General features: G+C 62.2%; 23 protein-coding genes. 16 read left to right on the top strand and 7 right to left on the bottom strand.

The annotated features are described in order from the left end of the window. Positions 1–32 precede the first annotated feature (32 nt). A complete protein-coding gene (tcdA, locus tag D8767_RS23340; protein WP_161751460.1) occupies positions 33–842 on the top strand; it encodes a tRNA cyclic N6-threonylcarbamoyladenosine(37) synthase TcdA in 810 nt (269 codons plus the stop codon). A gap of 49 nt (positions 843–891) precedes the next feature. On the opposite strand, the gene D8767_RS23335 is transcribed toward tcdA, so the two are convergent. The 4 genes from D8767_RS23335 to D8767_RS23320 form a co-directional block, all read right to left on the bottom strand. Then, on the bottom strand, positions 892–1,302 hold the full coding sequence (locus tag D8767_RS23335) for a SufE family protein (RefSeq protein WP_016712943.1): 411 nt from the start codon (positions 1,300–1,302) through the stop codon (positions 892–894). After that, a complete protein-coding gene (locus D8767_RS23330) occupies positions 1,299–2,504 on the bottom strand; it encodes a cysteine desulfurase (protein ID WP_016712942.1) in 1,206 nt (401 codons plus the stop codon). Before D8767_RS23330 ends, D8767_RS23335 begins: the two co-directional genes overlap by 4 nt. Positions 2,505–2,585: 81 nt before the next feature. Further along, positions 2,586–3,620, bottom strand: a complete 1,035-nt coding sequence (dapD, locus tag D8767_RS23325; RefSeq protein WP_016712941.1) for a 2,3,4,5-tetrahydropyridine-2,6-dicarboxylate N-succinyltransferase — start codon at positions 3,618–3,620, stop codon at positions 2,586–2,588. Positions 3,621–3,651: 31 nt separating this feature from the next. Continuing rightward, entirely contained in the window at positions 3,652–3,999 is a 348-nt protein-coding gene (locus tag D8767_RS23320; RefSeq protein ID WP_028699979.1) for an ArsC family reductase, read from the bottom strand. A gap of 276 nt (positions 4,000–4,275) precedes the next feature. On the opposite strand from D8767_RS23320, the gene D8767_RS23315 reads away from it, so the two are divergent. Then, positions 4,276–5,922, top strand: coding sequence for a Na+/H+ antiporter (locus tag D8767_RS23315; RefSeq protein ID WP_016712939.1), 1,647 nt, complete (start codon positions 4,276–4,278; stop codon positions 5,920–5,922). Between the two features lie 105 nt (positions 5,923–6,027). Here the strand turns inward: D8767_RS23315 and dapC are convergent, their stop codons facing one another. The 3 genes from dapC to map are packed head-to-tail and all read right to left on the bottom strand — an operon-like array spanning position 6,028 to position 10,778. Continuing rightward, positions 6,028–7,224, bottom strand: coding sequence for a succinyldiaminopimelate transaminase (dapC, locus tag D8767_RS23310; RefSeq protein ID WP_016712938.1), 1,197 nt, complete (start codon positions 7,222–7,224; stop codon positions 6,028–6,030). Between the two features lie 30 nt (positions 7,225–7,254). After that, positions 7,255–9,954 (bottom strand): [protein-PII] uridylyltransferase, encoded by a 2,700-nt coding sequence (locus D8767_RS23305; RefSeq protein WP_122048445.1) that lies wholly within the window; start codon positions 9,952–9,954, stop codon positions 7,255–7,257. Between the two features lie 41 nt (positions 9,955–9,995). Beyond that, on the bottom strand, positions 9,996–10,778 hold the full coding sequence (map, locus tag D8767_RS23300; protein ID WP_016712936.1) for a type I methionyl aminopeptidase: 783 nt from the start codon (positions 10,776–10,778) through the stop codon (positions 9,996–9,998). A 347-nt stretch (positions 10,779–11,125) separates the two neighbouring features. Here map and rpsB point away from each other — a divergent pair, with 347 nt between their 5' ends. The 14 genes from rpsB to lpxB all read left to right on the top strand — a co-directional run bounded on the left by rpsB (position 11,126) and on the right by lpxB (position 25,045). Continuing rightward, positions 11,126–11,863, top strand: a complete 738-nt coding sequence (rpsB, locus tag D8767_RS23295) for a 30S ribosomal protein S2 (RefSeq protein ID WP_003252287.1) — start codon at positions 11,126–11,128, stop codon at positions 11,861–11,863. Positions 11,864–12,048: 185 nt separating this feature from the next. Further along, the gene (tsf, locus tag D8767_RS23290) at positions 12,049–12,912 is read left to right on the top strand and encodes a translation elongation factor Ts (protein WP_016712935.1); all 864 of its coding nucleotides are present in this window, start codon (positions 12,049–12,051) and stop codon (positions 12,910–12,912) included. 180 nt (positions 12,913–13,092) lie between these two features. Continuing rightward, positions 13,093–13,836, top strand: coding sequence for a UMP kinase (gene pyrH / locus D8767_RS23285; protein WP_003252294.1), 744 nt, complete (start codon positions 13,093–13,095; stop codon positions 13,834–13,836). Next, a complete protein-coding gene (frr, locus tag D8767_RS23280; protein WP_016712934.1) occupies positions 13,833–14,390 on the top strand; it encodes a ribosome recycling factor in 558 nt (185 codons plus the stop codon). The genes pyrH and frr overlap by 4 nt, the downstream gene beginning before the upstream one ends. A gap of 15 nt (positions 14,391–14,405) precedes the next feature. Further along, on the top strand, positions 14,406–15,161 hold the full coding sequence (gene uppS / locus D8767_RS23275) for a polyprenyl diphosphate synthase (RefSeq protein WP_016712933.1): 756 nt from the start codon (positions 14,406–14,408) through the stop codon (positions 15,159–15,161). Beyond that, entirely contained in the window at positions 15,161–15,976 is an 816-nt protein-coding gene (locus D8767_RS23270) for a phosphatidate cytidylyltransferase (protein ID WP_016712932.1), read from the top strand. Before uppS ends, D8767_RS23270 begins: the two co-directional genes overlap by 1 nt. After that, positions 15,973–17,163 (top strand): 1-deoxy-D-xylulose-5-phosphate reductoisomerase, encoded by a 1,191-nt coding sequence (ispC, locus tag D8767_RS23265; RefSeq protein WP_028699980.1) that lies wholly within the window; start codon positions 15,973–15,975, stop codon positions 17,161–17,163. The genes D8767_RS23270 and ispC overlap by 4 nt, the downstream gene beginning before the upstream one ends. Before the next feature lie 33 nt (positions 17,164–17,196). Beyond that, a complete protein-coding gene (gene rseP / locus D8767_RS23260) occupies positions 17,197–18,549 on the top strand; it encodes an RIP metalloprotease RseP (RefSeq protein ID WP_016712930.1) in 1,353 nt (450 codons plus the stop codon). 73 nt (positions 18,550–18,622) lie between these two features. Next, positions 18,623–20,983 (top strand): outer membrane protein assembly factor BamA, encoded by a 2,361-nt coding sequence (bamA, locus tag D8767_RS23255; RefSeq protein WP_122048444.1) that lies wholly within the window; start codon positions 18,623–18,625, stop codon positions 20,981–20,983. 44 nt (positions 20,984–21,027) lie between these two features. After that, on the top strand, positions 21,028–21,531 hold the full coding sequence (locus D8767_RS23250) for an OmpH family outer membrane protein (RefSeq protein ID WP_003252311.1): 504 nt from the start codon (positions 21,028–21,030) through the stop codon (positions 21,529–21,531). A 1-nt stretch (position 21,532) separates the two neighbouring features. Beyond that, positions 21,533–22,588, top strand: a complete 1,056-nt coding sequence (gene lpxD, locus D8767_RS23245) for a UDP-3-O-(3-hydroxymyristoyl)glucosamine N-acyltransferase (RefSeq protein ID WP_016712928.1) — start codon at positions 21,533–21,535, stop codon at positions 22,586–22,588. 114 nt (positions 22,589–22,702) lie between these two features. Beyond that, a complete protein-coding gene (gene fabZ, locus D8767_RS23240) occupies positions 22,703–23,143 on the top strand; it encodes a 3-hydroxyacyl-ACP dehydratase FabZ (RefSeq protein ID WP_003252314.1) in 441 nt (146 codons plus the stop codon). Continuing rightward, on the top strand, positions 23,140–23,916 hold the full coding sequence (gene lpxA, locus D8767_RS23235) for an acyl-ACP--UDP-N-acetylglucosamine O-acyltransferase (protein WP_016712927.1): 777 nt from the start codon (positions 23,140–23,142) through the stop codon (positions 23,914–23,916). Before fabZ ends, lpxA begins: the two co-directional genes overlap by 4 nt. Before the next feature lies 1 nt (position 23,917). Beyond that, positions 23,918–25,045 carry a lipid-A-disaccharide synthase gene (lpxB, locus tag D8767_RS23230; protein ID WP_016712926.1) on the top strand — a complete coding sequence of 376 codons (1,128 nt, stop codon included), beginning with the start codon at positions 23,918–23,920 and terminating at the stop codon, positions 25,043–25,045.

The following is a 25,045-nucleotide window of genomic DNA, read 5'->3' as shown; positions in this document are numbered from 1 at the left end:
TATAATGCGCGCCGGTTTTTTGGGGTATGAAGATGAGCACAGAAGATCCACGCTTCGCCGGCGTTGCCCGGTTATACGGCGACCAAGGGCTGCAGCGCCTGGGCCAGGCCCATGTGGCTGTGGTCGGGATTGGCGGGGTAGGCTCGTGGGTGGCTGAAGCGCTGGCCCGGAGCGGCGTAGGGGAAATCACCCTGTTCGACCTGGACGATGTGTGCGTCAGCAACACCAACCGCCAGGCCCATGCCCTGGAAGGCCAGGTAGGTCGGCCCAAGGTCGAGGTCATGGCCGAGCGCCTGCGGGCGATCAACCCGGCGTGCACGGTGCATGCGGTGGCTGACTTCGTTACCCGCGAGACCATGGTTGAGTACATTACCGAAAACCTCGACTGCGTGATCGACTGCATCGACAGCGTCATGGCCAAGGCGGCGCTGATTGCCTGGTGCCGTCGGCGCAAGATCGCCATCGTCACCACCGGTGGTGCCGGTGGGCAGATCGACCCCACGCAAATCCAGATTGCCGACCTGAACAAGACCTTCAACGACCCGCTGGCTTCGCGGGTGCGTTCCACCTTGCGTCGCGATTACAATTTCTCGCGCAATGTCAGCCGCAACTATGGCGTGCCATGCGTGTTCTCCAGCGAGCAGCTGCGCTACCCCAAGGGCGATGGCAGCGTTTGTCTGCAGAAGAGTTTCGTGGGTGAGGGGGTGCGGCTGGACTGCTCGGGTGGCTTTGGCGCGGTGATGATGGTGACCGCGACCTTTGGCATGGTGGCGGCGAGCAAGGCTATCGAAAAGTTGGTGGCAGGTGCGCGGCGGCCCTCGGAACGGGTCAAACCTGATTAAATTGCGTGGGCCTCTTCGCGGGTAAACCCGCGATGAAGCCCACGCCGATTTAGCGGTTGGACGCCAGCTCCGCCATCCGCTGCAACACCGCATGCAGCCCATTACTGCGCGATGGCGACAGCTGACGCTCCAGCCCCAGCTGTGTAAACCACTCACGCAGGTCCAGACCGGCCAATTCTTCACTGGCCAAGCCTTGAACCCTTACCAGCAACAAGGCCAGCAGCCCACGCAACAAGCGTGCATCGCTGGTGGCCTTGAACCGCCAAAGCCCTTCAACGTGCTCGGCCACCAGCCAAACCAGGCTTTCGCAGCCATGCACCCGGTTGGCGTCGGTCTTCTCGGTATCATCCAGCGGTTCCAGCCGCTCTCCCCACTGCATCAGCAGCCGCGCCCGCTGTTCCCAACCCTTGCCCTGTTCAAAAGCCTCCAGCGCCTGACGTGCTTGCTCCGGCATGCTCATCGCAGCAGCTCCAGGCCCTGATCCAGCGCAGTGAAGAAGCGCTGAAGGTCATCGCTGTCGTTGTACAAGCCCAACGAAACTCGAATTGCGCCTTCAAGGCCCAAGCCTTTCAGCAGTGGCATGGCGCAATGGTGCCCGGCTCGTACGGCAATGCCTTGCTCGGTGAGCAGGTGGGCGATATCGGCATTGTGCACCCCCTCGATGACGAAGCTGGCCAAGGCCGCCTGTGGCGCACCGAGCACCCGCACGCCTTCGCGGTCGGCCAGCCCACGGAGCAGGTGCTGGTGCAGGCTGGTTTCATGGGCTTCGAGCGCCTGGGCGTCGAGGCTGGCCAGGTAGTCCAGGGTTGCGCCCAGACCAATCACCCCGGCGATTGGCGGCGTACCCGCCTCGAACCCCAGCGGTGCCGGACGGAAGCTGGCGCTCTGGTACTCGGCCAGTTGCACCATCTCGCCCCCGAACTGCCAGTGGCGCAACAGTTCCAGCGCCTGAGGGCGGCCATACAGTACGCCAACTCCGTCCGGGCCATACAGCTTGTGGCTGGAGAACACATAGAAGTCGCAACCCAGGTGCTGCACATCATGGCGACCATGCACCACGCCCTGGGCGCCGTCGACCACGGTCAATGTGCCCTGGGCGCGGGCATGGGCCAGTAGCGCCGGCAGCGGCTGCCAGGTGCCCAGCACGTTGGACAGCTGGCTGACCGCCAGCACCCGGGTGCGGGGGCCGATCAGTTGCAGCGCCTGGTCCAGGTCGATGCGGCCGTGGGCATCCAGCGGCAGGACCACCAGGCGCAGGTTGCGCCGACGCGCCAGCTGTTGCCAGGGCAGCAGGTTGGCATGGTGCTCCAGCGCGCTGACGGCGATTTCGTCACCGGCTTCGAAGCGGTGTTCCAGGCCATAGGCCAGAAGGTTCAGCGCCGAGGTTGCGCCGTGGGTGAACACGATCTGCCGGGAGTCTGCGGCATTCAGCCAGGCGGCGACCTTGTCGCGGCTGGTCTCGAACGCCTGGGTTGCCATTGCGCCGGGCAAGTGCTGGGCACGGTGCACGTTGGCCGCGCCATGGCCGTAATAATGGCTCAGGGCGTCAAGCAGGGCTTGCGGCTTCTGGGTGGTGGCGGCACTGTCCAGGTAGGTCTGGTGCTGCCGTTGCAGGGCGGCGATGGCGGGGAAGTCGGCACGCCAGGGGGAGGGCTGGAACATGTTCACGGGGCCTGGAATGAAAATCGGGTCTGGCGCGGTGGCGCCAGACCCGATCTTAACACCTCAAACCCGGGAAGGTTCTCAGTTGTGGGCGTGCAGCGCTTCGTTCAGCTCGATGGCCGACTTGTGGGTCTTGCACTCCACGGCGCCGTTCAGCGAGTTGCGGCGGAACAGCAGGTCGGTCTGGCCAGCCAGGTCGCGGGCCTTGACCACTTTGACCAGCTCGTTGTTCTCGTCCAGCAGGTTCACCTTGGTGCCCGCAGTGATGTACAGGCCGGCTTCGACGGTGTTGCGGTCGCCCAGCGGAATGCCGATACCGGCGTTGGCGCCGATCAGGCAGCCTTCACCCACCTTGATGACGATGTTGCCGCCACCGGACAGGGTACCCATGGTCGAGCAGCCGCCGCCCAGGTCCGAGCCCTTGCCAACGAATACGCCAGCGGACACGCGGCCTTCGATCATGCCTGGGCCTTCGGTGCCAGCGTTAAAGTTGACGAAGCCTTCGTGCATGATGGTGGTGCCTTCGCCGATGTAGGCACCCAGGCGCACACGGGCGGTGTCGGCGATACGCACGCCGGCAGGGACCACGTAGTCGGTCATTTTCGGGAACTTGTCCACCGAGAACACTTCCAGCAGCTCGCCCTTCAGGCGCGCTTCCAGTTGCAGCTCGGCCAGTTCGGCCAGATCGACCGCGCCCTGGTTGGTCCAGGCCACGTTCGGCAGCAGCGGGAAGATACCGGCCAGGCTAACACCGTGCGGCTTGACCAGGCGGTGCGACAGCAGGTGCAGCTTCAGGTAGGCCTCTGGGGTGGAAGTCAGGGCAACGTCTTCGGCCAGCAAGGTGGCGACCAGCGGCTTGTGGCTCTCGGCCAGGCGGGTCAGCAGGGCGGCCTGGGCCGCGTCAACGCCTTTCAGGGCTTCGGCCAGTTGCGCGGCCTGGGCGTTGCTGAAAGCGATGGCCTGGTTGCCACTTTCATAGCCCAGCACTGGGGCTACAGCAGCGACCAGTTCGGCGCTCGGGTTGAGCAGGGGTTGTGCGTAGAACACTTCAAGCCAGGCGCCCTGGCGGTTCTGGGAGCCGACACCGAAGGCCAGGCTGAACAGGGTATTGGACATGTGATTACCTCGTGCGAAATAGGGTAGGGGCTCAGGCCAGGGCTGCGGCGTACAGGTCGGGCTTGAAACCGACCAGGGTGCGCGCGCCAAGGTCCAGCACCGGGCGTTTGATCATCGACGGCTGGGCCAGCATCAGCTCGACGGCCTTGGCCTGGTCGAGGTCGGCCTTGCTGGTGTCGTCCAGCTTGCGGAAGGTGGTGCCAGCACGGTTGAGGATGACTTCCCAGCCGTGTTCGTCGCACCAGCGGTTCAGGCTGTCACGGTCGATGCCTTGGGTCTTGTAGTCGTGGAATTCGTAGGCGATGGCCTTGTCTTCGAGCCAGGTACGCGCCTTTTTCATGGTGTCACAAGCTTTGATGCCGTAGAGCGTGTAGGTCATTGTGTGCATTGGGGTCACAGGTTGCCCCAATCTCTCCGTTTTCCGAATGTCAGTCGCGGGATTATGCGGGAACGATCCTGTGAGCGCCACGGGTGTGCTTGTCTTGAGCCGTGCAGTGTGTCGGAGATCGAGCGAGGTATCATCATGTTACATATTCCCCGGCCACCTGCGACTATCGTGCAGCGGCCCCAAATCGCCGCTCGCCGCTAACATATTGTTTCAATGGCGATGTTTCGCCCTGCTATCGTTTCTGGTTCACAAAGGAAGCTTTCCCGGATGCAGTCCGCCTACACCGTCCTGATCCTGCTGACGCTGGTCAGCCTGTCGAAGCTGGTTGGCCGCATGGTGCCGCTGCCCTTGCCGTTGGTGCAGATTGCCGCCGGTGCCTTGCTGGCCTGGCCGACATTGGGCTTGCATGTGGCCCTGGACCCCGAATTGTTCCTGTTCCTGTTCTTGCCGCCGCTGCTGTTCGCCGACGGCTGGCGCATTCCCAAGCGTGAGTTGTGGCGAATCCGTGGGCCGGTGGTGGCATTGGCCGTAGGGTTGGTGCTGTTCACCGTGGTCGGAGCCGGTTACTTCATTCACTGGTTGTTGCCGAGCATCCCGCTGCCGGTGGCCTTTGCCCTGGCGGCGGTACTGTCACCCACCGATGCTGTGGCAGTGTCGGCCATCACCCAGGACCGCCTGCCCACTCCGCTGATGCACATGTTGCAAGGCGAGGCGCTGATGAACGATGCGTCTGGCCTGGTGACCTTCAAGTTTGCTCTGGTGGCGGCAATCACCGGGGTGTTTTCGCTGGCTGATGCGAGCTTCACCTTTGTTCTGGTGGCGTTGGGCGGCCTGGCGGTGGGTGTCGCCTTGAGCTGGCTGATCGGCCGCCTGCGTGCATGGATGATCGCCCGCGGCTGGGATGACCCGGCCACCCACGTCGTGTTCATGTTGCTGCTGCCGTTCGCCGCCTATGTATTGGCAGAGCGCCTGGGTGTATCGGGCATCCTTTCGGCTGTGGCGGCCGGCATGATGCAAAGCTGGCTCGACCTGTTGCCACGGCAGACCAGCACGCGGCTGCTCAACCGCAGTGTGTGGTCACTGCTGGAGTTTGCTTTCAATGGGCTGATCTTCCTGCTGCTGGGCCTGCAATTGCCGGACATCATCAAGGCCGTGGTCAGCCACGAACCCACTGTTTGGCCAACCCTGGCCTACCGTTGCCTGGATGTAGTGGCGATCTTTGCTGCGCTGATCTTGCTGCGGTTTATCTGGGTACAGAGCATCTGGCGGTCGATCGGCGTGGTCCGCCGCTGGCGCGGCAAGCCCGCGCTGGTGCTGATGCCCACGGCGCGCTCCTGCTGGTTGCTGACGCTGGGTGGCGTTCGCGGTGCCGTTACCTTGGCCGGTGTGATGTCTATTCCGTTGTTGATTGGGGCAGGCAAGGCTTTCCCGGAACGTGATTTGCTGATCTTCATTGCCGCAGGGGTGATCCTTTTGTCGCTGATAAGCGCCTGTATCGCGCTGCCGTTCTTGTTGCGCGGGGTAACCAAAAGCGCGGACGAGCGCTTGCACCAAGAGGTGCAGGAGGCCTGGCGGCGTACGGCCGAGGCGGCGATCCACGCCCTGGAGGCTGAGGAGGTCATTGACAGCAATGCCCCGCAGGACGCCGCGCAGGCGACCCTGGCGACCGAGCTGAAGGCGCGGTTGATGGCGGAATACCGGGATGAGCTGGACAGCTATAACGACAGTGCCGAGGCCAAGGCACTGGCCGAACAGATGGACTTGCTGGAGCGGCGTTTGCGCTTGCGTGCGCTGCGGGCGCAGCGGCTGGAGCTGTATAACCTGCATCGCCAGCACGAGGTAGGGGATGAAGTGGTGCGGCAGGTGCTGGGGGAGCTGGATATGAGCGAGGCGAACCTGGGGCCGGTCAAGTAGGCCCTATCAAGGCCATTCGCGGGCACGCCCGCTCCCACAGGTCATGCGCTGCAGTTGAAATCAGTGCAGCATCTGTGGGAGCGGGCATGCCCGCGAATGGGGCTGTCAGCGATTCTGCAGGAAAGCGCGAATCCGTTCCGCCGCCTCGATGCATTCAGCCAGCGGTGCAACCAGCGCCATGCGCACGCGCCCGGCACCCGGATTCACGCTGTCTACTTCACGCGACAGGTACGACCCCGGCACCACCGTCACATGTTGGGCTTCGAACAGGTCACGGGTGAATTCGGCATCGTCACCCGGCACCTTGGCCCACAGGTAGAAGCTGCCGTCCGGGCGTTGCACGTCCAGCACCGGCTGCAGAATGTCCAGCACGGCATCGTACTTGGCGCGGTACTGGTCGCGGTTCTCGCGCACATGCGCCTCGTCCTGCCAGGCGGCAATGCTGGCCAGCTGGGTTTGCACCGGCATGGCGCAACCGTGGTAGGTGCGGTACAGCAGGAACGGCTTGATGATCTCGGCGTCGCCCGCCACGAAGCCCGAACGCAGGCCCGGCAGGTTGGAACGCTTGGACAGGCTGTGGAACACCACGCAACGTTTGAAATCATTGCGGCCCAGTTCGGCGCAGGCTGTCAGCAGGCCTGGAGGCGGCGCGTCTTCGTCGAAGTACAGCTCGCTGTAGCATTCGTCGGCAGCGATCACGAAGTCGTGCTCGTCAGCCAGGGCGATCAGCTTCTTCAGGGTATCCATCGGCACCAGCGCGCCAGTGGGGTTGCCTGGCGAGCACAGGAACAGGATCTGGCAACGTTGCCACACTTCGGCCGGCACCGCGTCGAAGTCGGGGTTGAAACCATTGCTTTCCAGGCACGGCAGGTAGTGCGGGGTGGCCCCGGCCAACAGCGCTGCGCCTTCGTAGATCTGGTAGAACGGGTTGGGGCTGACCACCAAGCCATCATCGGCGCGGTTGACCACAGCCTGGGTGAAGGCGAACAGCGCTTCGCGGGTACCGTTGACCGGCAGGATGTGGCGGTCGGCGTCCAGCCAGCCGGCGGGCACGCCAAAGCGCCGTTCGCACCATTGGCCAATCGCCTGACGCAGGGCCGGCAGGCCGATGGTGCTGGGGTATACCGCCAGCTTGTCAAGGTTGTCGGCCATGGCCTGGGCGACGAACGCCGGCGATTCGTGCTTCGGCTCACCGATCGACAGGGCGATGGCGCGTTTGTCCGCCGCAGGCTTCACGCTGCCCAGCAGGGCGCGGAGCTTTTCGAAGGGGTAGGGCTGAAGCTGGGTCAAGGCATGGTTCATCGGCGCAAAGTCTCGTCAATCGTCTAATCGTTAAAAGGTCACGCGGGTCGGGCTGGCGTCGCCTTGGCCGGCCTGCAGTTGCTGCACGATGGCTTCCTGCAGGCGGCTGCACAGCTGCGGGTCGGACAGCGGCTGGTTGTCGGCATCGGTGATGAAGAACACGTCTTCCACCCGTTCGCCGAGGGTGGCGATCTTGGCGTTTTGCAGCGACAGGTCGAACTCCAGGAAGATCCGCCCAAGCCGGGCCAGCAGCCCCGGGCGATCGGGCGCAGTGATTTCGAGGATGGTCACCGGGCGCTGGGCATCGTTGAGGATGGTCACCTGTGGCGGGAAGTCGAAGTGCTTGAGCTGGCGCGGTACCCGGCGCTGGATGATGGTCGGGTAGTCCTCGGGGTTGCGCAGCGCTTCGGTCAGGCCGTCGCGAATCTGTTTGACCCGCTGCGGGTTGTCGCCGATCGAGCCGCCGTCGTTATCCAGCACGATGTAGGTGTCGAGGGTGAACTGGCTGCTCGACGTGATGATCCGCGCGTCATGAATGTTCAGGTTCAGCTGCGACATGGCGGCCACCGTCACGGCGAAGAAATCGTGCTGGTCGGGGGCATAGATGAAGATCTGCGTGCCGCCTTCGAATTCGCGCTGGGTGGTTTCCTTGATCAGCACCAGCGGCCCGCCATCGGCGGGTTGCTGCAGAATCGCGTCACTGTGCCAGGCCACGTCGGCGGCGTTGTGCTTGAGGAAGTAGTCATCGCCCAGTTGCGACCACAGTTGCTCGACGTCGTCCGGGTCGGTGCCTTCGCGCACCAGGATGTCCAGCGCTGCGGATTGTGTCTGGCGAATTTGCTCTTCGCGGTCCAGCGGGTTTTCCAGGCCCCGGCGCAGGGCATGCTTGGTCTCGGTATACAGCTGACGCAGCAGACTGGCCCGCCAGGAGTTCCACAGGCTGGGGTTGGTGGCGTTGATGTCGGCCACGGTCAGCACATAGAGGTAGTCCAGGCGTGTCTCATCACCCACGTGCAGGGCAAAGTCGTTGATCACCTGTGGGTCGGACAGGTCCTTGCGCTGGGCGGTGGTCGACATCACCAGGTGGTTCTGCACCAGCCAGACGATCAGGCGGCTGTCCCAGGCCGGCAACTGGTGGCGCTCGCAGAACTTCTTCGCATCCACTGCGCCGAGGTCGGAGTGGTCGCCCTGGCGGCCTTTGCCGATGTCGTGGTACAGGCCAGCCAGGTAGATCAGCTCGGGTTTGGGCAGGCGGCCCATGAGCTTGCTGGCCAGCGGGAATTTCTCGGACACCGGCGTATATTGCAGCTTGCGCAGGTGCTTGATGAGGTTGAGGGTGTGCGCATCGACCGTATAGATATGGAACAGGTCATGCTGCATCTGCCCGACAATCAGCCCGAACTCCGGCAGGTAGCGGCCAAGGATGCCGTAGCGGTTCATCCGCCGCAGGTTGCGGTGGATGCCGATTTCGCACTTGAACAGCTCGATGAACAGGCTGGTGTTGCGGATGTCGGTGCGGAACGTGTCATCGATCAGGTGCCGGTGCTCGCGCAGCAGGCGCACGGTATCGGCACGCACGCCTTTGATTTCCGGGTGCTGGGCCATCAGCACGAAGATTTCCAGCATGGCGAACGGCGTGCGCTTGAACACGTTCGCGTTGGTGGCCTCGATATAGCCATCATGCAGGCGGAAACGCGCATTCAGCGGCTGGGTGGTGCCGCTGTCCTCGTCGGCGAGGATCACTTCCTCGAAATGCTGGATGATCAGGTCGCACAGCTGGCTGATGCTCATCACCACCCGGTAGTACTGCTGCATGAACTGCTCGATTGCCCGCTTGGGGTTTTCGTCGCTGTATCCCAGCAGTGCGGCCAGGCTGCGCTGATGATCGAACAGCAGCCGGTCCTCGGCGCGCCCGGCCAGCATGTGCAGGGCGTAGCGCACCTTCCACAGAAAGTCCTGGGAGGAGGCCAGCAGCTCGTTCTCGCTTTCCAGCAAAAAGCCTTCGCCAGCCAGTGCATGCAGGTTCAGGGTGCCGTACTGGCGGCGCGCCACCCACAGTACCGTCTGGATATCGCGCAGGCCGCCTGGTGAGCCCTTGACGTTGGGTTCGAGGTTGTACTCGGTGTCGTTGTACTTGTGGTGGCGGGCCTTGAGTTCGGCGCGCTTGGCCAGGAAAAATTCCTTGCTCGGCCACATGTGCGTGGTGCTGGTTACCTCCAGCATGCGTTGGCGCAGGGCCTCGGGGCCGGCAATGGTGCGGCTTTCCATCAGGTTGGTGATGACCGTCAGGTCGGCGCGGGCCTGCTCGGCACACTCGTCGACGGTGCGCACGCTCTGGCCCACTTCCAGGCCGATGTCCCACAGCAAGGTGAGAAAACGTTCGATGGCATCGCGGTACTGCTCGTGCTCGGCGGCGCCCAGCAAGATCAGCAGGTCGATGTCCGAATGCGGGTGCAGTTCACCGCGCCCGTAGCCGCCCACCGCAACCAGGGCGATGCCGCTGTGGTCGCCCCAGTCGAACTGGTTCCACGCCTGTTGCAGGATATTGTCCACGAGCCAGGCGCGGGCTTCGATCAGTGGGCGGATTTCGCCGCCCGCGCGAAAACGCTTGTCGAGCACCTCGCCGGCCAGGCGGATGGCTTTCTTGAAGGCGGCGATAGGGCTCGCCTTGAGGGCCAGTTCCGCCTGGAACTGACCGCGGTCGAACAGCTCGGGATCCACCTGGGGCATCGCGTCACGTTCCTGTCGTGGGGTGGCCTGTCGGAGTACGGTCAGGCCGAGGTGCGCGGGATGGTGTCGTCCTTGCGCAGGGTGAAGATCTCGTAGCCGGTCGCGGTCACCACCAGTGTGTGTTCCCATTGGGCCGAGAGCTTGCGGTCCTTGGTGATGGCGGTCCAGCCATCGCCCAGTACCTTGGTGTCGGCCTTGCCCTGGTTGATCATCGGCTCGATGGTGAAGGTCATGCCTTCTTTCAATTCCATACCGGTGCCCGCACGGCCGTAGTGCAGGATCTGCGGCTCTTCGTGGAACACCTTGCCGATGCCGTGGCCGCAAAACTCGCGCACCACCGAGAAGCCGTTCTTTTCCGCGTGCTTCTGGATCACTTCACCGATGTCGCCCAGGCGGCAGCCTGGCTTGACCAGCTCGATGGCCTTGTACATGCACTCCTGGGTCACCTTGGACAGGCGTTCGGCCCATACCGGTACGGTACCGACGTGGAACATGCGGCTGGTGTCGCCGTGGTAGCCGTCCTTGATCACGGTGACGTCGATGTTGAGCGTGTCACCGTCCTTGAGCGGCTTGTCGTTGGGGATGCCATGACAGACCACATGGTTGATCGAGGTGCAGATCGACTTCGGGTAGCCCTTGTAGTTGAGCGGTGCCGGGATGGCCTGCTGGACGTTGACGATATAGTCGTGGCACAGGCGGTCGAGCGCTTCGGTGGTGACACCGGGCTTGACGTGTTCTTCGATCATTTCCAGCACCTCGGCGGCCAGGCGGCCAGCGATGCGCATCTTTTCGATGTCTTCTGCGGTCTTGATGGTGACGGTCATTACAGGCTCTCTACGGCGCCGTATACGGCGCGAACAAACGGGAAAGGCCGGATTCTAGCAGAGCAAGGCGCCGATCGGTCGGGATAAAGGCGGCCAGGCTGCTGTCTATAGCTGGCATTCTGGCGCGAAAGCGCAGGTGCTGCAAAAGCCGCTGACGGACGCAACAGTATCCGGGTTCCGTTCGGCCGCGGTGTGTGGTATAAAATGCGCCGCTTTCGGGGACGACCCCGTCAGTACTTAAACCCACACACGTGTCGACACGATGACCTGGGTGCCCCGAGTTGCGAAATTCGCGGGTTGGTCATTGGGATACGTGGAGGCCCAACCCGACTTATCAAGGAACTATCATGTCCCAAGTCAACATGCGCGATATGCTGAAGGCCGGTGTGCACTTCGGCCACCAGACCCGTTACTGGAACCCGAAAATGGGCAAGTACATTTTCGGCGCGCGCAACAAGATCCACATCGTCAACCTGGAAAAAACCCTGCCAATGTTCAACGACGCTCTGTCGTTCGTTGAGCGCCTGGCCCAGGGCAAGAACAAGATCCTGTTCGTCGGCACCAAGCGTTCCGCCGGCAAGATCGTCGCCGAGCAAGCTGCTCGTTGCGGTTCGCCATACGTTGACCACCGTTGGTTGGGCGGCATGCTGACCAACTACAAGACCATCCGCGCTTCGATCAAGCGTCTGCGCGACCTGGAAACTCAGGCCGAAGACGGCACTTTCGCCAAGCTGACCAAGAAAGAAGCCCTGATGCGCTCCCGCGACCTGGAAAAACTGGATCGCAGCCTGGGCGGCATCAAGGATATGGGCGGTCTGCCAGACGCTCTGTTCGTTATCGACGTTGATCATGAGCGCATCGCGATCACCGAAGCCAACAAGCTGGGCATCCCGGTTATCGGCGTTGTCGATACCAACAGCAGCCCTGAAGGTGTTGACTACATCATCCCGGGTAACGATGACGCCATCCGCGCTATCGAGCTGTACATGACTTCGATGGCTGACGCAGTCATCCGCGGCCGCAACAACGTTGCCGGCGGCACCGAAGTTTACGCTGAAGAAGCGGCTGCACCTGCTGCTGAGTAATAGGCGCTAGCGTCTACTTGGCACGCAAAAAGGGGGCTCTGCCCCCTTTTTGCCACCTTGAAATCCTGCTGTCAGCATCGGCCCCGCATCATGGGCTCGCTGAAATGAAAACAGCGGATTAGCAGAATTGAACGCCCGTGACGAACGGGTGGAATGGTTGAAAAACTTTCCAAGAGGATTTTGAAATGGCAGCAATTACTGCAGCGCTGGTAAAAGAACTGCGCGAGCGTACCGGCGAAGGCATGATGGATTGCAAAAAGGCCCTGGAAAAGGCCGGCGGCGACATCGAGAAAGCCATTGACGACATGCGTGCCTCGGGCGCCATCAAGGCCGCCAAAAAGGCTGGCAACGTCGCTGCTGAAGGCGCTATCGCCGTCAAGACCGACGGTAAATCCGCCGTCCTGCTGGAAGTGAACTCGCAGACCGACTTCCTGGCCCTGCAAGACGACTTCAAGAACTTCGTAGCCGAAAGCCTCGAGCAAGCCTTCGCCGAGAAGCTGACCGACGCTGCTCCGCTGATCGCTTCGCGTGAAGCGGCTCGTGAAGCCCTGGTTGCCAAGTGCGGCGAGAACGTCAACATCCGTCGCCTGGTGCGCGTTGAGGGTGACGTTGTCGGTGCCTACCTGCACGGCAACAAGATCGGCGCTGCCGTTGTCCTGAAAGGTGGTGACGTCGAGCTGGCCAAGAACATCGCCATGCACGTTGCAGCTTCGAACCCAGAGTTCCTGGATTCGTCGGAAATCTCCGCCGAGGCCATCGAGCGCGAGAAGGGTGTCTTCCTGCAGCTGAACGCCGACAAGATCGCCGGCAAGCCGGAAAACATCGTTGAGAACATGATCAACGGCCGTATCACCAAGTTCAAAGCCGAAGCCTCGCTGAAAGAGCAAGCTTTCGTTATGAACCCGGAAGTCAAAGTTGGCGAACTGGCCAAGAAAGCCGGCGCTGAAATCGTTTCCTTCACCTACTTCAAAGTAGGCGAAGGCATCGAGAAGCCAGTCGACGACTTCGCTGCTGAAGTTGCCGCTCAGGTAGCTGCTGCCAAGCAGTAAGACAGCCCCGTCTGTCGCCCAAAAGAGGCTGCCCGCTCACGCGCGCAGCCTCTTTGTCAAAACGGCGAAGGGTTTATAAAACTCGCCGCCGCTGGCACCAAAACGGTGCCACGCTACAGTTAGCAGGCTGCAAACAGCCCGCACGAATTTTCTAAAAGTACGCCGCAGGAGAGACTCGCAATGGCTCAGCAGGTGAGTGGTCGCCAACCTCGCTATAAACGCATTTTGCTCAAACTTAGCGGCGAGGCCCTGATGGGCTCGGAAGACTTCGGGATCGACCCGAAAGTGCTGGATCGCATGGCCCTTGAAGTTGGCCAGCTGGTAGGGATCGGTGTCCAGGTCGGTCTGGTGATCGGTGGTGGCAACCTGTTCCGCGGCGCCGCGCTCAGCGCAGCCGGCATGGACCGCGTCACCGGTGACCACATGGGCATGCTGGCCACCGTGATGAACGGCCTGGCCATGCGCGATGCGCTGGAGCGCTCGAACATCCCGGCCCTGGTCATGTCGGCCATTTCCATGGTCGGTGTCACCGATCATTACGATCGTCGCAAAGCTATTCGCCACCTCAACTCCGGGGATGTGGTAATTTTCTCCGCCGGTACCGGCAACCCGTTCTTCACCACCGACTCCGCGGCCTGCCTGCGCGCCATCGAAATCGATGCCGACGTGGTGCTGAAGGCGACCAAGGTCGATGGTGTGTACACTGCCGATCCATTCAAGGACCCACACGCCGAGAAGTTCGATCACCTGACCTACGATGAGGTCCTGGATCGCAAGCTGGGTGTGATGGACTTGACCGCAATCTGCCTGTGCCGTGACCACAAGATGCCATTGCGGGTATTCAACATGAACAAGCCTGGCGCCCTGCTGAACATCGTGGTGGGTGGCGCTGAAGGTACTCTGATCGAGGAAGGCCAAGCATGATCAACGACATCAAGAAAGACGCGCAGGAGCGCATGGGCAAGTCCATCGAAGCCCTGGCTCGCAACCTCGCGGCAATCCGCACCGGTCGCGCGCACCCAAGCATCCTGGACAGCGTCAAGGTCACAGCCTGGGGTAGCGAGATGCCGCTGAACCAGGTGGCCGCGATCACCGTCGAAGACGCTCGCACCCTGAAGATTGTCGCGCACGACAAAAACCTCAGTGCTGCCATCGAAAAGGCCATCCTCACCTCCGACCTGGGCCTGAACCCGTCCAGCGCCGGTACCACCATTCGCGTGCCGATGCCGGCCCTGACCGAGGAAACCCGCAAGGGTTACACCAAGCAGGCCAGCGGTGTGGCCGAGGATGCCAAGGTCGCTGTGCGCAATGTGCGCCGCGATGCCCTGGGCGACCTGAAGAAGCTGACCAAGGACAAGGAAATCAGCGAAGACGAAGAACGTCGCGCGGCGGACGAGATCCAGAAGCTGACCGACAAGTTCATTGCTGAAGTCGATGCTGCGTACAAAGCCAAGGAAAAGGACCTGATGGCCGTCTAAGGTCGGGGTTTTTTAATGGAAAAGTCCAAGTTGGCGGCACCGTCCTCGGTGCCGCGTCATGTCGCGATCATCATGGATGGCAACAACCGCTGGGCGAAAAAGCGCCTGCTGCCCGGCGTTGCCGGGCACAAGGCGGGTGTCGACGCCGTTCGCGCGGTCATCGAAGTCTGTGCCAAGTCCGGGGTCGAGGTACTGACCCTGTTCGCCTTCTCCAGTGAAAACTGGCAGCGCCCGGCCGAAGAGGTTGGCGCGTTGATGGAACTGTTCTTCTCGGCCCTGCGCCGCGAGGCCAAGCGCCTCAACGAGAACAACATCAGCCTGCGCATCATCGGTGACCGTTCGCGTTTCCACCCTGAATTGCAGGCCGCCATGCGCGAAGCCGAGGCGCTGACCGCCGGCAACAATCGCTTCATCCTGCAGATCGCAGCCAACTATGGTGGCCAGTGGGATATCGCCCAGGCCGCCCAGCGGCTGGCGCGGGAAGTGCAAGCCGGTCACCTGCGCCCGGAAGATATCACCCCGGGTCTGCTGCAGACGTGCCTGGCAACCGGCGAGCTGCCGCTGCCGGACCTGTGCATCCGCACCGGTGGCGAGCACCGCATCAGCAATTTCCTGTTGTGGCAACTGGCCTACGCCGAGTTGTACTTCTCCGACCTGTACTGGCCGGACTTCAAACACGAGGCCATGCGCAATGCCCTGGCCGATTTCGCTTCGCGCCAGCGCCGCTTCGGTAAGACCAGCGAGCAGGTCGAGGCTGGAGCTCGTGCTTAATGCTTAAACAACGCATCATTACCGCGCTGATCCTGCTGCCGATCGCGCTGGGCGGTTTCTTCCTGCTCAACGGTGGGGACTTTGCCCTGTTCATCGGCTTCGTGGTGACCCTTGGCGCCTGGGAGTGGGCGCGCCTGGCCGGGCTCATGGCCCAGCCGCTGCGCATTGCCTATGCCTTGGTGGTCGCCGGGGCGCTGATGCTGCTGTACATCCTCCCGGAGCTGGCACCCTGGGTGTTGGGCGCTGCGGTGATATGGTGGGGCCTGGCCACCTGGCTGGTGCTTACCTATCCGCGCAGCAGCGAGCTGTGGGCCAGTGCCGCCTGTCGGTTGCTGATTGGCCTGCTGGTGTTGCTGCCAGCCTGGCAGGGGTTGGTACTGCTCAAACACTGGCCGCTGGGCAACTGGCTGATCCTCTCGGTCATGGTGCTGGTCTGGGCTGCCGACATCGGCGCGTACTTCTCTGGTCGGGCGTTTGGCAAGCGCAAGCTCGCCCCGCAGGTCAGCCCTGGCAAGAGCTGGGAAGGTGTATATGGCGGCCTGGCCGTCAGCCTGTTGATTACCCTGGGTGTCGGCATCAGCCGCGACTGGGGCTTTGGCCAGCTCTTGCTGGGCCTGCTGGGCGCCGCGTTGCTGGTGATGTCCTCGGTGGTCGGTGACCTGACCGAGAGCATGTTCAAGCGCCGCTCCGGCATCAAGGACAGCAGCAACCTGCTGCCTGGCCATGGTGGTGTGCTGGACCGCATCGACAGCCTGACCGCAGCGATCCCGATCTTCGCCGTGCTGCTATGGGCTGCCGAATGGGGTGTGATGTGAGTCGCCCGCAGCGTATTACCGTGCTTGGGGCCACTGGCTCCATCGGCCTGAGCACGCTGGATGTGGTTGCGCGGCACCCCGACCGCTACCAGGTGTTTGCCCTCAGCGGCTATTCGCGTATCGATGAATTGCTGGCCCTGTGCGTGCGCCATCGTCCGGCGTTTGCCGTGGTGCCAAGCGCCGAGGCGGCCCAGCGGCTGCGCGAAAGCCTGGCTGCGGTCGGTTGCGCTACCGAAGTGCTGGAGGGTGAGGCCGGGCTTTGTCAGGTGGCCTCGGCAGCGGAAGTGGACGCCGTAATGGCAGCCATTGTCGGTGCGGCCGGCCTGCGTCCTACCTTGGCGGCCGTCGAGGCGGGCAAGAAGGTGTTGCTGGCCAACAAGGAAGCCCTGGTGATGTCTGGCGCGCTGTTCATGGAGGCGGTACGGCGCAGTGGTGCCGTGCTGTTGCCAATCGACAGCGAGCACAACGCGATTTTCCAGTGCATGCCCGGCGATTATGCGCGCGGCCTGAGCGCGGTCGGCGTACGCCGGATCCTGCTCACGGCTTCCGGCGGCCCGTTCCGTGAAACGCCGGTCGAGGCACTGCTGGACGTGACCCCTGAGCAAGCCTGCGCGCACCCTAACTGGTCGATGGGGCGCAAGATTTCCGTCGACTCGGCCAGCATGATGAACAAGGGGCTTGAGCTGATCGAAGCCTGCTGGCTGTTCGATGCCGCGCCGGCCAAGGTCGAGGTGGTGGTTCACCCGCAGAGCGTGATCCACTCTCTGGTCGACTATGTGGATGGTTCGGTGCTGGCACAGCTGGGTAATCCGGACATGCGCACGCCGATCGCCAATGCCTTGGCGTGGCCCGAGCGGATCGACTCCGGGGTGGCACCGCTGGACCTGTTCGCCATCGCCCGTCTGGATTTTCAGGCGCCCGACGAACAGCGCTTCCCTTGCCTGCGCCTGGCGCGGCAGGCTGCCGAGGCCGGCAACAGTGCACCCGCTGTGCTCAACGCAGCCAACGAGGTGGCGGTCGAGGCATTTCTTGGGCGGCGTATCCGCTTCCCGGAGATCGCGGGTATGATCGAACAGGTGCTCGACCAAGAGCCCGTCGTGCCGCTGCCATCGCTGGATGCGGTGTTTGCCGCCGACCAGCGTGCCCGGGAGCTTTCCCGTGAGTGGCTGAGGCGTCACGGTCGCTGAAGCCGGCCTGCTGAACATCATTCGGAGATGGACATGACAGCGCTCTACATGATTATCGGCACCCTCGTGGCCTTGGGTGTGCTGGTCACCTTCCACGAATTCGGCCATTTCTGGGTGGCGCGTCGCTGCGGTGTCAAGGTGCTGCGCTTCTCGGTGGGCTTCGGCACGCCGCTGCTGCGCTGGCATGACCGCCACGGTACCGAGTTCGTGGTCGCGGCGATTCCGCTGGGTGGCTACGTCAAGATGCTCGACGAGCGCGAGGGCGATGTGCCGCCTGCGCTGGCCGGGCAGTCGTTCAACCGCAAGTCGGTTCGCCAGCGTATCGCGATCGTCGCGGCAGGCCCGATTGCCAACTTCCTGCTGGCCATCCTGTTCTTCTGGGTGCTGGCAATGCTGGGTACCCAGCAGGTCCGTCCGGTGATCGGTGCGGTCGACAGTGGCAGCCTGGCTGCGTCGGCTGGCCTGACCGCAGGTCAGGAAATCGTCTCCATTGACGGCAAGCCGACCAACGGTTGGTCAGCGGTCAATCTACAGCTGGTTCGCCGCCTGGGCGAGAGCGGCACTTTGCAGGTTGGCGTGCTCGACGAAGGCGCCACTGCCGAGCGCCAATTGCAGGTCAAACTGGACAGCTGGCTCAAGGGCGCCGACGAGCCGGACCCGATCCAGTCGCTTGGTCTGCGCCCTTGGCGCCCGGCGATCGTGCCCGTACTGGCCGAGATCGATCCGAAGGGGCCGGCTGCCGCTGCTGGCCTGAAAACCGGTGACAAACTGCTGGCAGTCGATGGCGTGGCCGTGACCGAATGGCAACAGGTTGTCGACAGCGTGCGTGCGCGCCCGGATGCAAAGGTCGTCGTGCGCGTTGAGCGTGATGGCGCGGCCCTGGACGTTCCGGTGACCCTGGCCCGCAAAGGCGAGGGCCAAGCAGTCGGTGGCTATCTGGGTGCCGGGGTAAAAGGTGGCGAATGGCCTGCCAGCATGCTCCGCGAAGTCAGCTACGGCCCGCTGGACGCGGTGGGTGAGGGCTTGTCGCGCACCTGGAACATGAGCGTCCTGACCCTTGAGTCGCTGAAGAAAATGCTGTTCGGAGAGCTCTCGGTAAAAAACTTGAGTGGACCGATAACCATTGCTAAAGTGGCGGGCGCTTCGGCCCAGTCCGGCGTGGGGGATTTCCTGAATTTCCTGGCCTACCTGAGCATAAGCCTGGGGGTTCTTAACCTGCTGCCCATCCCGGTACTGGATGGGGGGCATTTGCTGTTTTACCTGGTCGAGTGGGCGCGCGGTCGTCCGCTGTCGGATCGGGTGCAAGGTTGGGGGGTCCAGATCGGTATCAGTTTGGTCATAGGGGTGATGTTGCTCGCCCTGATCAACGATCTGGGTCGACTATAAAGCTTCGCTCAATTGCGAACCTGCCGTGTTGTCGCGGCGGGTTGTTTATTGCCAGTTGGAATAAAAGGACTTCATGAAACGTCTGCTGCTAACTGCGGTCATGTCCGCACTGATGATCGCTGAAGTTCACGCCGAGTCCTTCACCATCTCCGATATTCGCGTCAACGGCCTGCAGCGGGTTTCCGCCGGCAGTGTGTTCGGTGCCCTGCCGCTGAACGTCGGCGACCAGGCGGATGACCGCCGCCTGGTAGACTCGACCCGTTCCCTGTTCAAGACTGGGTTCTTCCAGGACATTCAGCTGAACCGCGATGGCAATGTGCTTATCATCAACGTGGTCGAGCGCCCGTCGGTGTCGAGCATCGAGATCGAAGGCAACAAGGCGATCAGCACCGAAGACCTGATGAAGGGCCTGAAGCAATCGGGCCTGGCCGAAGGCGAAATCTTCCAGCGTGCCACCCTCGAAGGCGTGCGTAACGAACTGCAGCGCCAGTACGTGGCCCAGGGCCGCTACTCGGCCGAGGTCGATGCCGAAGTGGTGCCGCAACCGCGCAACCGCGTCGCGCTGAAGATCAAGATCAACGAAGGCACCGTCGCTGCCATCCAGCACATCAACATCGTTGGCAACAACGTGTTCGACGATGAGACCCTGGGGCAGCTGTTCGAGCTGAAAACCACCAACTGGCTGTCGTTCTTCAAGAACGACGACAAGTACGCCCGCGAAAAACTGTCCGGCGACCTGGAGCGTCTGCGCTCCTACTACCTGGACCGCGGCTACATCAACATGGACATCGCCTCTACCCAGGTGTCCATCACGCCAGACAAGAAGCACGTCTACATCACCGTCAACATCAACGAAGGCGAGAAGTACACCGTTCGCGACGTGAAGCTGTCCGGTGACCTGAAAGTGCCGGAGGACCAGGTCAAGTCGCTGCTGCTGGTGCAGCCGGGCCAGGTGTTCTCGCGCAAGGTGATGACCACCACATCCGATCTGATCACCCGCCGCCTGGGTAACGAAGGCTATACCTTCGCCAACGTCAACGGCGTGCCACAGCCGAACGATCAGGACCACACGGTCGACATCATGTTCGTGGTCGACCCGGGCAAGCGTGCCTACGTCAACCGCATCAACTACCGCGGCAACACCAAGACCGAAGACGAAGTGCTGCGTCGCGAAATGCGCCAGATGGAAGGCGGCTGGGCCTCGACCTACCTGATCGACCAGTCCAAGACCCGTCTGGAACGCCTGGGCTTCTTCAAGGAAGTCAACGTAGAAACCCCGCCGGTGCCAGGCACCGACGACCAGGTCGACGTCAACTACAGCGTCGAAGAGCAGGCCTCCGGTTCGATCACCGCCAGCGTAGGTTTCGCCCAGAGCGCCGGCCTGATCCTCGGTGGTTCGATCAGCCAGAGCAACTTCCTCGGTACCGGTAACAAGGTGTCGATCGGCCTGACCCGTTCGGAATACCAGACCCGCTACAACTTCGGCTTCGTGGACCCCTACTTCACGGCCGACGGCGTCAGCCTGGGCTACAACGCCTTCTACCGCAGCACCGACTACGACGACCTCGATGTCGACGTGGCCAGCTATGCGGTTGACAGCTACGGTGCCGGCGTGAGCCTGGGTTATCCGATCAGCGAAACCTCGCGCCTGACCTATGGCCTGAGCGTGCAGCAGGACAAGATCAAGACCGGTAAGTACACCGTTGACGAGATCTTCGATTTCCTTGAGCAGGAAGGCGACAACTTCCTGAACTTCAAGGCTTCGATCGGCTGGTCCGAGTCGACCTTGAACAAAGGTGTGCTTGCTACCCGTGGTCACTCGCAAAGCCTTACCCTGGAATCCACGATTCCAGGCAGTGACCTGTCGTTCTTCAAGCTCGACTACCGTGGTCAGCTGTTCAAGCCGATCACCAATGACTACACCCTGCGCCTGCACACCGAGCTGGGCTATGGTGACGGTTACGGCAGCACCTCTGGCCTGCCGTTCTATGAGAACTACTTCGCGGGTGGCTTCAACTCCGTCCGTGGCTTCAAGGACAGCAGCCTTGGCCCACGCAGTACGCCTAGCCGCGGCGAGGCGGAAGGTGGCAAGCCGGGTACCATCCGCGATCCGGATCAGGATCCGTTGCCGTTCGGTGGTAACGTGCTGGTGCAAGGTGGTGTCGAGTTGCTGTTCCCGCTGCCGTTCGTCAAGGACCAGCGTTCGCTGCGCACTTCCGTGTTCTGGGACGTCGGTAACGTGTTCGATACCAATTGCGGCAACAAGCCTGATTGCGAGAAAGTCGGTTTCTCGGGCATGGCCAGCTCGGTTGGTCTTGGTGTGACCTGGATTACCGCACTGGGCCCGCTGAGCTTCAGCTTGGCAATGCCGGTGAAGAAGCCGGACGATGCCGATACCCAGGTGTTCCAATTCTCTCTGGGCCAGACCTTCTAAGGTCGGCCCTTGCTTAATGACAACGGTTTATCCAGGAGTGCATCGTGCGTAAATTGGCTCAACTGGCCGTAGTGGCCGCGGCGCTGGTCGCCACCCCGGCATTCGCCGAAATGAAGGTTGCTGTGCTGAACTATCAGATGGCCCTGCTGGAATCGGATGCTGCCAAGAAGTACGCAGTTGATGCCGAGAAGAAGTTCGGCCCGCAACTGACCAAGCTGAAAAGCCTGGAAAGCAGCGCCAAGGGCATCCAGGACCGCCTGATCAAGGGCGGCGACAAGATGCAGCAGCAGGAGCGTGAGCGCCTGGAGCTCGAGTTCAAGCAAAAGGCCCGTGACTTCCAGTTCCAGTCCAAGGAGCTGAACGAAGCCAAAGCCGTTGCTGACCGCGACATGCTCAAGCAACTGAAACCGAAGCTGGATGGTGCTGTCGAGGAAGTGATCAAGAAGGGCGGCTACGACCTGGTCCTCGAGCGTGGTGCGGTCATCGATGTCAAGCCTCAGTACGACATCACCCGCCAAGTCATCGAGCGCATGAACCAAGCCCGTTGATATGAGTGTGACCATGACGCTAGGCCAGCTGGCCGAGGCCCTCGGTGCCACCCTCAAGGGCCCCGAGGCGCTGCAGATTACCGGTCTGGCCACCTTGCAGGAGGCTGGCCCCGGTCAATTGAGCTTCCTCGCCAACCCGCAGTACCGCAAGTACCTGGATAACTGCCAGGCGGGTGCGGTATTGCTCAAGGCTGCGGATGCCGAAAATTTCGCCGGCAATGCCCTGATCGTGGCCGACCCGTACCAGGCGTATGCGCGTATTTCCCACTTGTTCGACCCCAAACCCAAGGCTGTGGCGGGAATCCATCCCAGCGCCGTGGTGGCTGAGGACGCACAGGTGGACGCCAGTGCCAGCATCGGGGCGTTCGCGGTTATCGAAAGCGGTGCGCGTATCGGGGCTGATGTCAGCATCGGCGCACATTGCTTCATCGGTGCGCGTTGCGTTGTAGGTGAAGGCGGCTGGCTGGCGCCGCGGGTGACGTTGTATCACGACGTCACCATCGGCAAGCGAGTGGTCATCCAGTCGGGTGCCGTGATCGGCGGCGAAGGCTTCGGCTTTGCCAATGAGAAAGGCATCTGGCGCAAGATTGCCCAGATCGGCGGCGTCACCATTGGTGATGACGTGGAAATCGGCGTCAATACCGCTGTCGACCGTGGTGCGCTGTCCGACACGCGGATCGGTGACGGGGTAAAGCTCGACAACCAGATCCAGATCGCCCACAACGTGCAGATCGGTGACCACACGGCCATGGCGGCTTGCGTGGGCATTTCCGGCAGTACGCGCATCGGCAAGCATTGCATGCTGGCCGGCGGCGTAGGCCTGGTAGGGCACATTGATATTTGCGATAACGTATTTGTTTCCGGGATGACAATGGTAACCCGTTCGATCACTGAACCCGGTTCCTATTCATCCGGCACAGCCATGCAGCCTTTGGCTGACTGGCGCAAAAGCGCTGCGCGTATCCGTCAGCTCGATGACATGGCCAAGCGTCTTCAGCAGCTGGAAAAACGCGTCGATACCGTGACCTCAGGTGGCCAGCCGACATCAGAAGGCTGATACCATTCCCTGAGCAAGAGTGAACAGTCGCTAGCTGGCTCCTCTTTGGATTGCAAAAGGAGCGTGTGGTCAGCACCTGCGCTCCCTATTCTTATTACAGGCTTCCCCCCCGAAATGATGGACATCAACGAGATTCGCGAATACCTGCCTCACCGTTACCCGTTCCTCTTGGTGGACCGAGTGACGGATCTGGACTTCGAGGCCCAGAGCATTCGTGCCTACAAGAATGTCAGCATCAACGAGCCGTTTTTCAATGGCCACTTCCCGGCGCACCCGATCATGCCGGGTGTCCTGATCATCGAAGCCATGGCCCAGGCGGCCGGCATCCTTGGCTTCAAGATGCTCGATGCCAAGCCGGCCGACGGCACCCTGTACTACTTCGTCGGCTCCGACAAGCTGCGTTTCCGCCAGCCGGTACTGCCGGGTGACCAGTTGGTGCTGGAAGCCAAGTTCCTCAGCCGCAAGAGCATGATCTGGAAATTCGAGTGCCGTGCCCTGGTCGACGGCAAGCCGGTTTGCTCGGCAGAGATCACCTGCGCGGAACGCTCCCTATGAATTCGATTGATCCTCGGGCCATTATCGACCCGTCGGCCAAACTGGCCGATGGCGTCGAGGTCGGCCCTTGGTCGATCGTTGGCCCCGATGTGGAAATCGGGGAGGGCACCGTTATCGGCCCGCATGTTGTGCTCAAAGGCCCGACCCGCATCGGCAAGCACAACCGTATCTTTCAGTTTTCCTCGATCGGTGAAGACACCCCGGACCTCAAGTACAAGGGTGAACCGACGCGCCTGGTAATTGGTGACCATAATGTGATCCGTGAAGGGGTGACCATTCACCGTGGTACCGTTCAGGACCGTGCTGAAACCACCGTGGGTGACCACAACCTGATCATGGCCTATGCCCACATTGGCCACGACAGCGTCATTGGCAATCACTGCATCCTGGTCAACAACACGGCCTTGGCCGGCCATGTGCATGTGGGTGACTGGGCGATCCTGTCCGGCTACACCCTGGTGCACCAGTACTGCCATATCGGTGCCCACGCGTTTTCCGGCATGGGGACGGCGATTGGCAAGGACGTTCCGGCCTTTGTTACCGTGTTTGGCAGCCCGGCCGAAGCCCGCAGCATGAACTTCGAGGGCATGCGCCGTCGCGGTTTCAGCGACGAGGTGATCCATGTGCTGCGCCGTTGCTACAAGATTGTCTACCGCCAGGGCCTGACCGTCGAAGACGCGCTCAAGGAGTTGGCGGAAATGGCCGCGCAACACCCTGAGGTCGAACTGTTCCGCCAGTCGATCGTGAACTCCGCCCGCGGCATCACCCGCTGACATGGCCCCGCTTTGCGTAGCCTTGGTCGCAGGTGAGGCCAGCGGCGACATTCTGGGTTCCGGCCTGATGCGTGCCCTGAAGGCGCGCCACCCGGATGTGCGTTTCATTGGCGTTGGCGGCCCGTTGATGGAAGCCGAAGGCCTGCAATCGTACTTCCCCATGGAGCGCCTGGCTGTCATGGGCCTGGTCGAGGTACTGGGGCGCCTGCGCGAGTTGCTCAAGCGCCGCAAGTTGCTGATCCAGACGCTGATCGACGAAAAGCCGGATGTATTCATCGGCATCGACGCCCCTGACTTCACCCTCAATATCGAGCTGAAACTGCGTCAGGCCGGGATCAAGACCGTGCATTACGTCAGCCCGTCGGTCTGGGCGTGGCGGCAGAAGCGCGTGCTGAAGATTCGCGAAGGCTGCGACCTGATGCTGACGCTGTTGCCGTTCGAGGCGCGGTTCTATGAAGAACAGGGCGTGCCGGTGCGTTTTGTCGGCCACCCGTTGGCCGATACCATACCGCTTGAAGCCGACCGCCCGGCCGCGCGCGCTGCGCTGGGCTTGGGCGAGGGGCCGGTAGTGGCACTGATGCCGGGTAGCCGGGGTGGGGAAGTTGGGCGACTGGGGGCATTGTTCCTTGATGCCGCAGAGCGCTTGTGCCAACAGGTGCCGGGCGTGCGCTTCGTGCTGCCCTGCGCAAATGCCGCGCGGCGTGCCCAGGTTGAGCAGATGCTCGAAGGGCGGCAACTGCCGCTGACGCTGCTTGATGGCCAGTCGCATCAGGCACTGGCGGCCTGTGACGCGGTACTGATCGCCTCCGGTACCGCCACCCTGGAAGCGTTGCTGTACAAGCGGCCTATGGTGGTGGCCTATCGCCTTGCGCCCTTGACCTACTGGATTCTCAAGCGCCTGGTGAAAAGCCCCTACGTTTCCTTGCCTAACCTGCTTGCCCAGCGCGAACTGGTGCCCGAGCTGCTGCAAGACGCTGCGACCAGCGAAGCCCTGGCCAATACCCTTGCGCCGCTGGTGCGTGATGGCAGCCGGCAGATAGAACGTTTCGACGAAATTCACCGCATCCTGCGCCGTGACGCCTCCAATCAGGCGGCCGAGGCGGTACTGGCCCTGCTCAAGGACCGCTGA

It is taken from the genome of Pseudomonas sp. LTGT-11-2Z, assembly GCF_003691445.1.
In the GTDB taxonomy this organism is placed as follows: domain Bacteria; phylum Pseudomonadota; class Gammaproteobacteria; order Pseudomonadales; family Pseudomonadaceae; genus Aquipseudomonas; species Aquipseudomonas monteilii.
This window is presented reverse-complemented; position numbering and strand designations above follow the sequence as displayed.

Excerpts from the sequence above, each read along its gene's own strand:
- dapC (WP_016712938.1), bottom strand. The coding sequence starts at position 7,224 with ATGAACCATGCCTTGACCCAGCTTCAGCCCTACCCCTTCGAAAAGCTC.
- rseP (WP_016712930.1), top strand. The coding sequence starts at position 17,197 with ATGACAGCGCTCTACATGATTATCGGCACCCTCGTGGCCTTGGGTGTG.
- D8767_RS23305 (WP_122048445.1), bottom strand. The coding sequence starts at position 9,954 with ATGCCCCAGGTGGATCCCGAGCTGTTCGACCGCGGTCAGTTCCAGGCG.
- fabZ (WP_003252314.1), top strand. The coding sequence starts at position 22,703 with ATGATGGACATCAACGAGATTCGCGAATACCTGCCTCACCGTTACCCG.
- dapD (WP_016712941.1), bottom strand. The coding sequence starts at position 3,620 with ATGTCCAATACCCTGTTCAGCCTGGCCTTCGGTGTCGGCTCCCAGAAC.
- D8767_RS23320 (WP_028699979.1), bottom strand. The coding sequence starts at position 3,999 with ATGACCTACACGCTCTACGGCATCAAAGCTTGTGACACCATGAAAAAG.
- uppS (WP_016712933.1), top strand. The coding sequence starts at position 14,406 with ATGGAAAAGTCCAAGTTGGCGGCACCGTCCTCGGTGCCGCGTCATGTC.
- lpxB (WP_016712926.1), top strand. The coding sequence starts at position 23,918 with ATGGCCCCGCTTTGCGTAGCCTTGGTCGCAGGTGAGGCCAGCGGCGAC.
- lpxA (WP_016712927.1), top strand. The coding sequence starts at position 23,140 with ATGAATTCGATTGATCCTCGGGCCATTATCGACCCGTCGGCCAAACTG.
- rpsB (WP_003252287.1), top strand. The coding sequence starts at position 11,126 with ATGTCCCAAGTCAACATGCGCGATATGCTGAAGGCCGGTGTGCACTTC.
- D8767_RS23270 (WP_016712932.1), top strand. The coding sequence starts at position 15,161 with ATGCTTAAACAACGCATCATTACCGCGCTGATCCTGCTGCCGATCGCG.
- lpxD (WP_016712928.1), top strand. The coding sequence starts at position 21,533 with ATGAGTGTGACCATGACGCTAGGCCAGCTGGCCGAGGCCCTCGGTGCC.
- pyrH (WP_003252294.1), top strand. The coding sequence starts at position 13,093 with ATGGCTCAGCAGGTGAGTGGTCGCCAACCTCGCTATAAACGCATTTTG.
- tsf (WP_016712935.1), top strand. The coding sequence starts at position 12,049 with ATGGCAGCAATTACTGCAGCGCTGGTAAAAGAACTGCGCGAGCGTACC.
- map (WP_016712936.1), bottom strand. The coding sequence starts at position 10,778 with ATGACCGTCACCATCAAGACCGCAGAAGACATCGAAAAGATGCGCATC.
- bamA (WP_122048444.1), top strand. The coding sequence starts at position 18,623 with ATGAAACGTCTGCTGCTAACTGCGGTCATGTCCGCACTGATGATCGCT.
- D8767_RS23330 (WP_016712942.1), bottom strand. The coding sequence starts at position 2,504 with ATGTTCCAGCCCTCCCCCTGGCGTGCCGACTTCCCCGCCATCGCCGCC.
- D8767_RS23315 (WP_016712939.1), top strand. The coding sequence starts at position 4,276 with ATGCAGTCCGCCTACACCGTCCTGATCCTGCTGACGCTGGTCAGCCTG.
- frr (WP_016712934.1), top strand. The coding sequence starts at position 13,833 with ATGATCAACGACATCAAGAAAGACGCGCAGGAGCGCATGGGCAAGTCC.
- tcdA (WP_161751460.1), top strand. The coding sequence starts at position 33 with ATGAGCACAGAAGATCCACGCTTCGCCGGCGTTGCCCGGTTATACGGC.
- D8767_RS23335 (WP_016712943.1), bottom strand. The coding sequence starts at position 1,302 with ATGAGCATGCCGGAGCAAGCACGTCAGGCGCTGGAGGCTTTTGAACAG.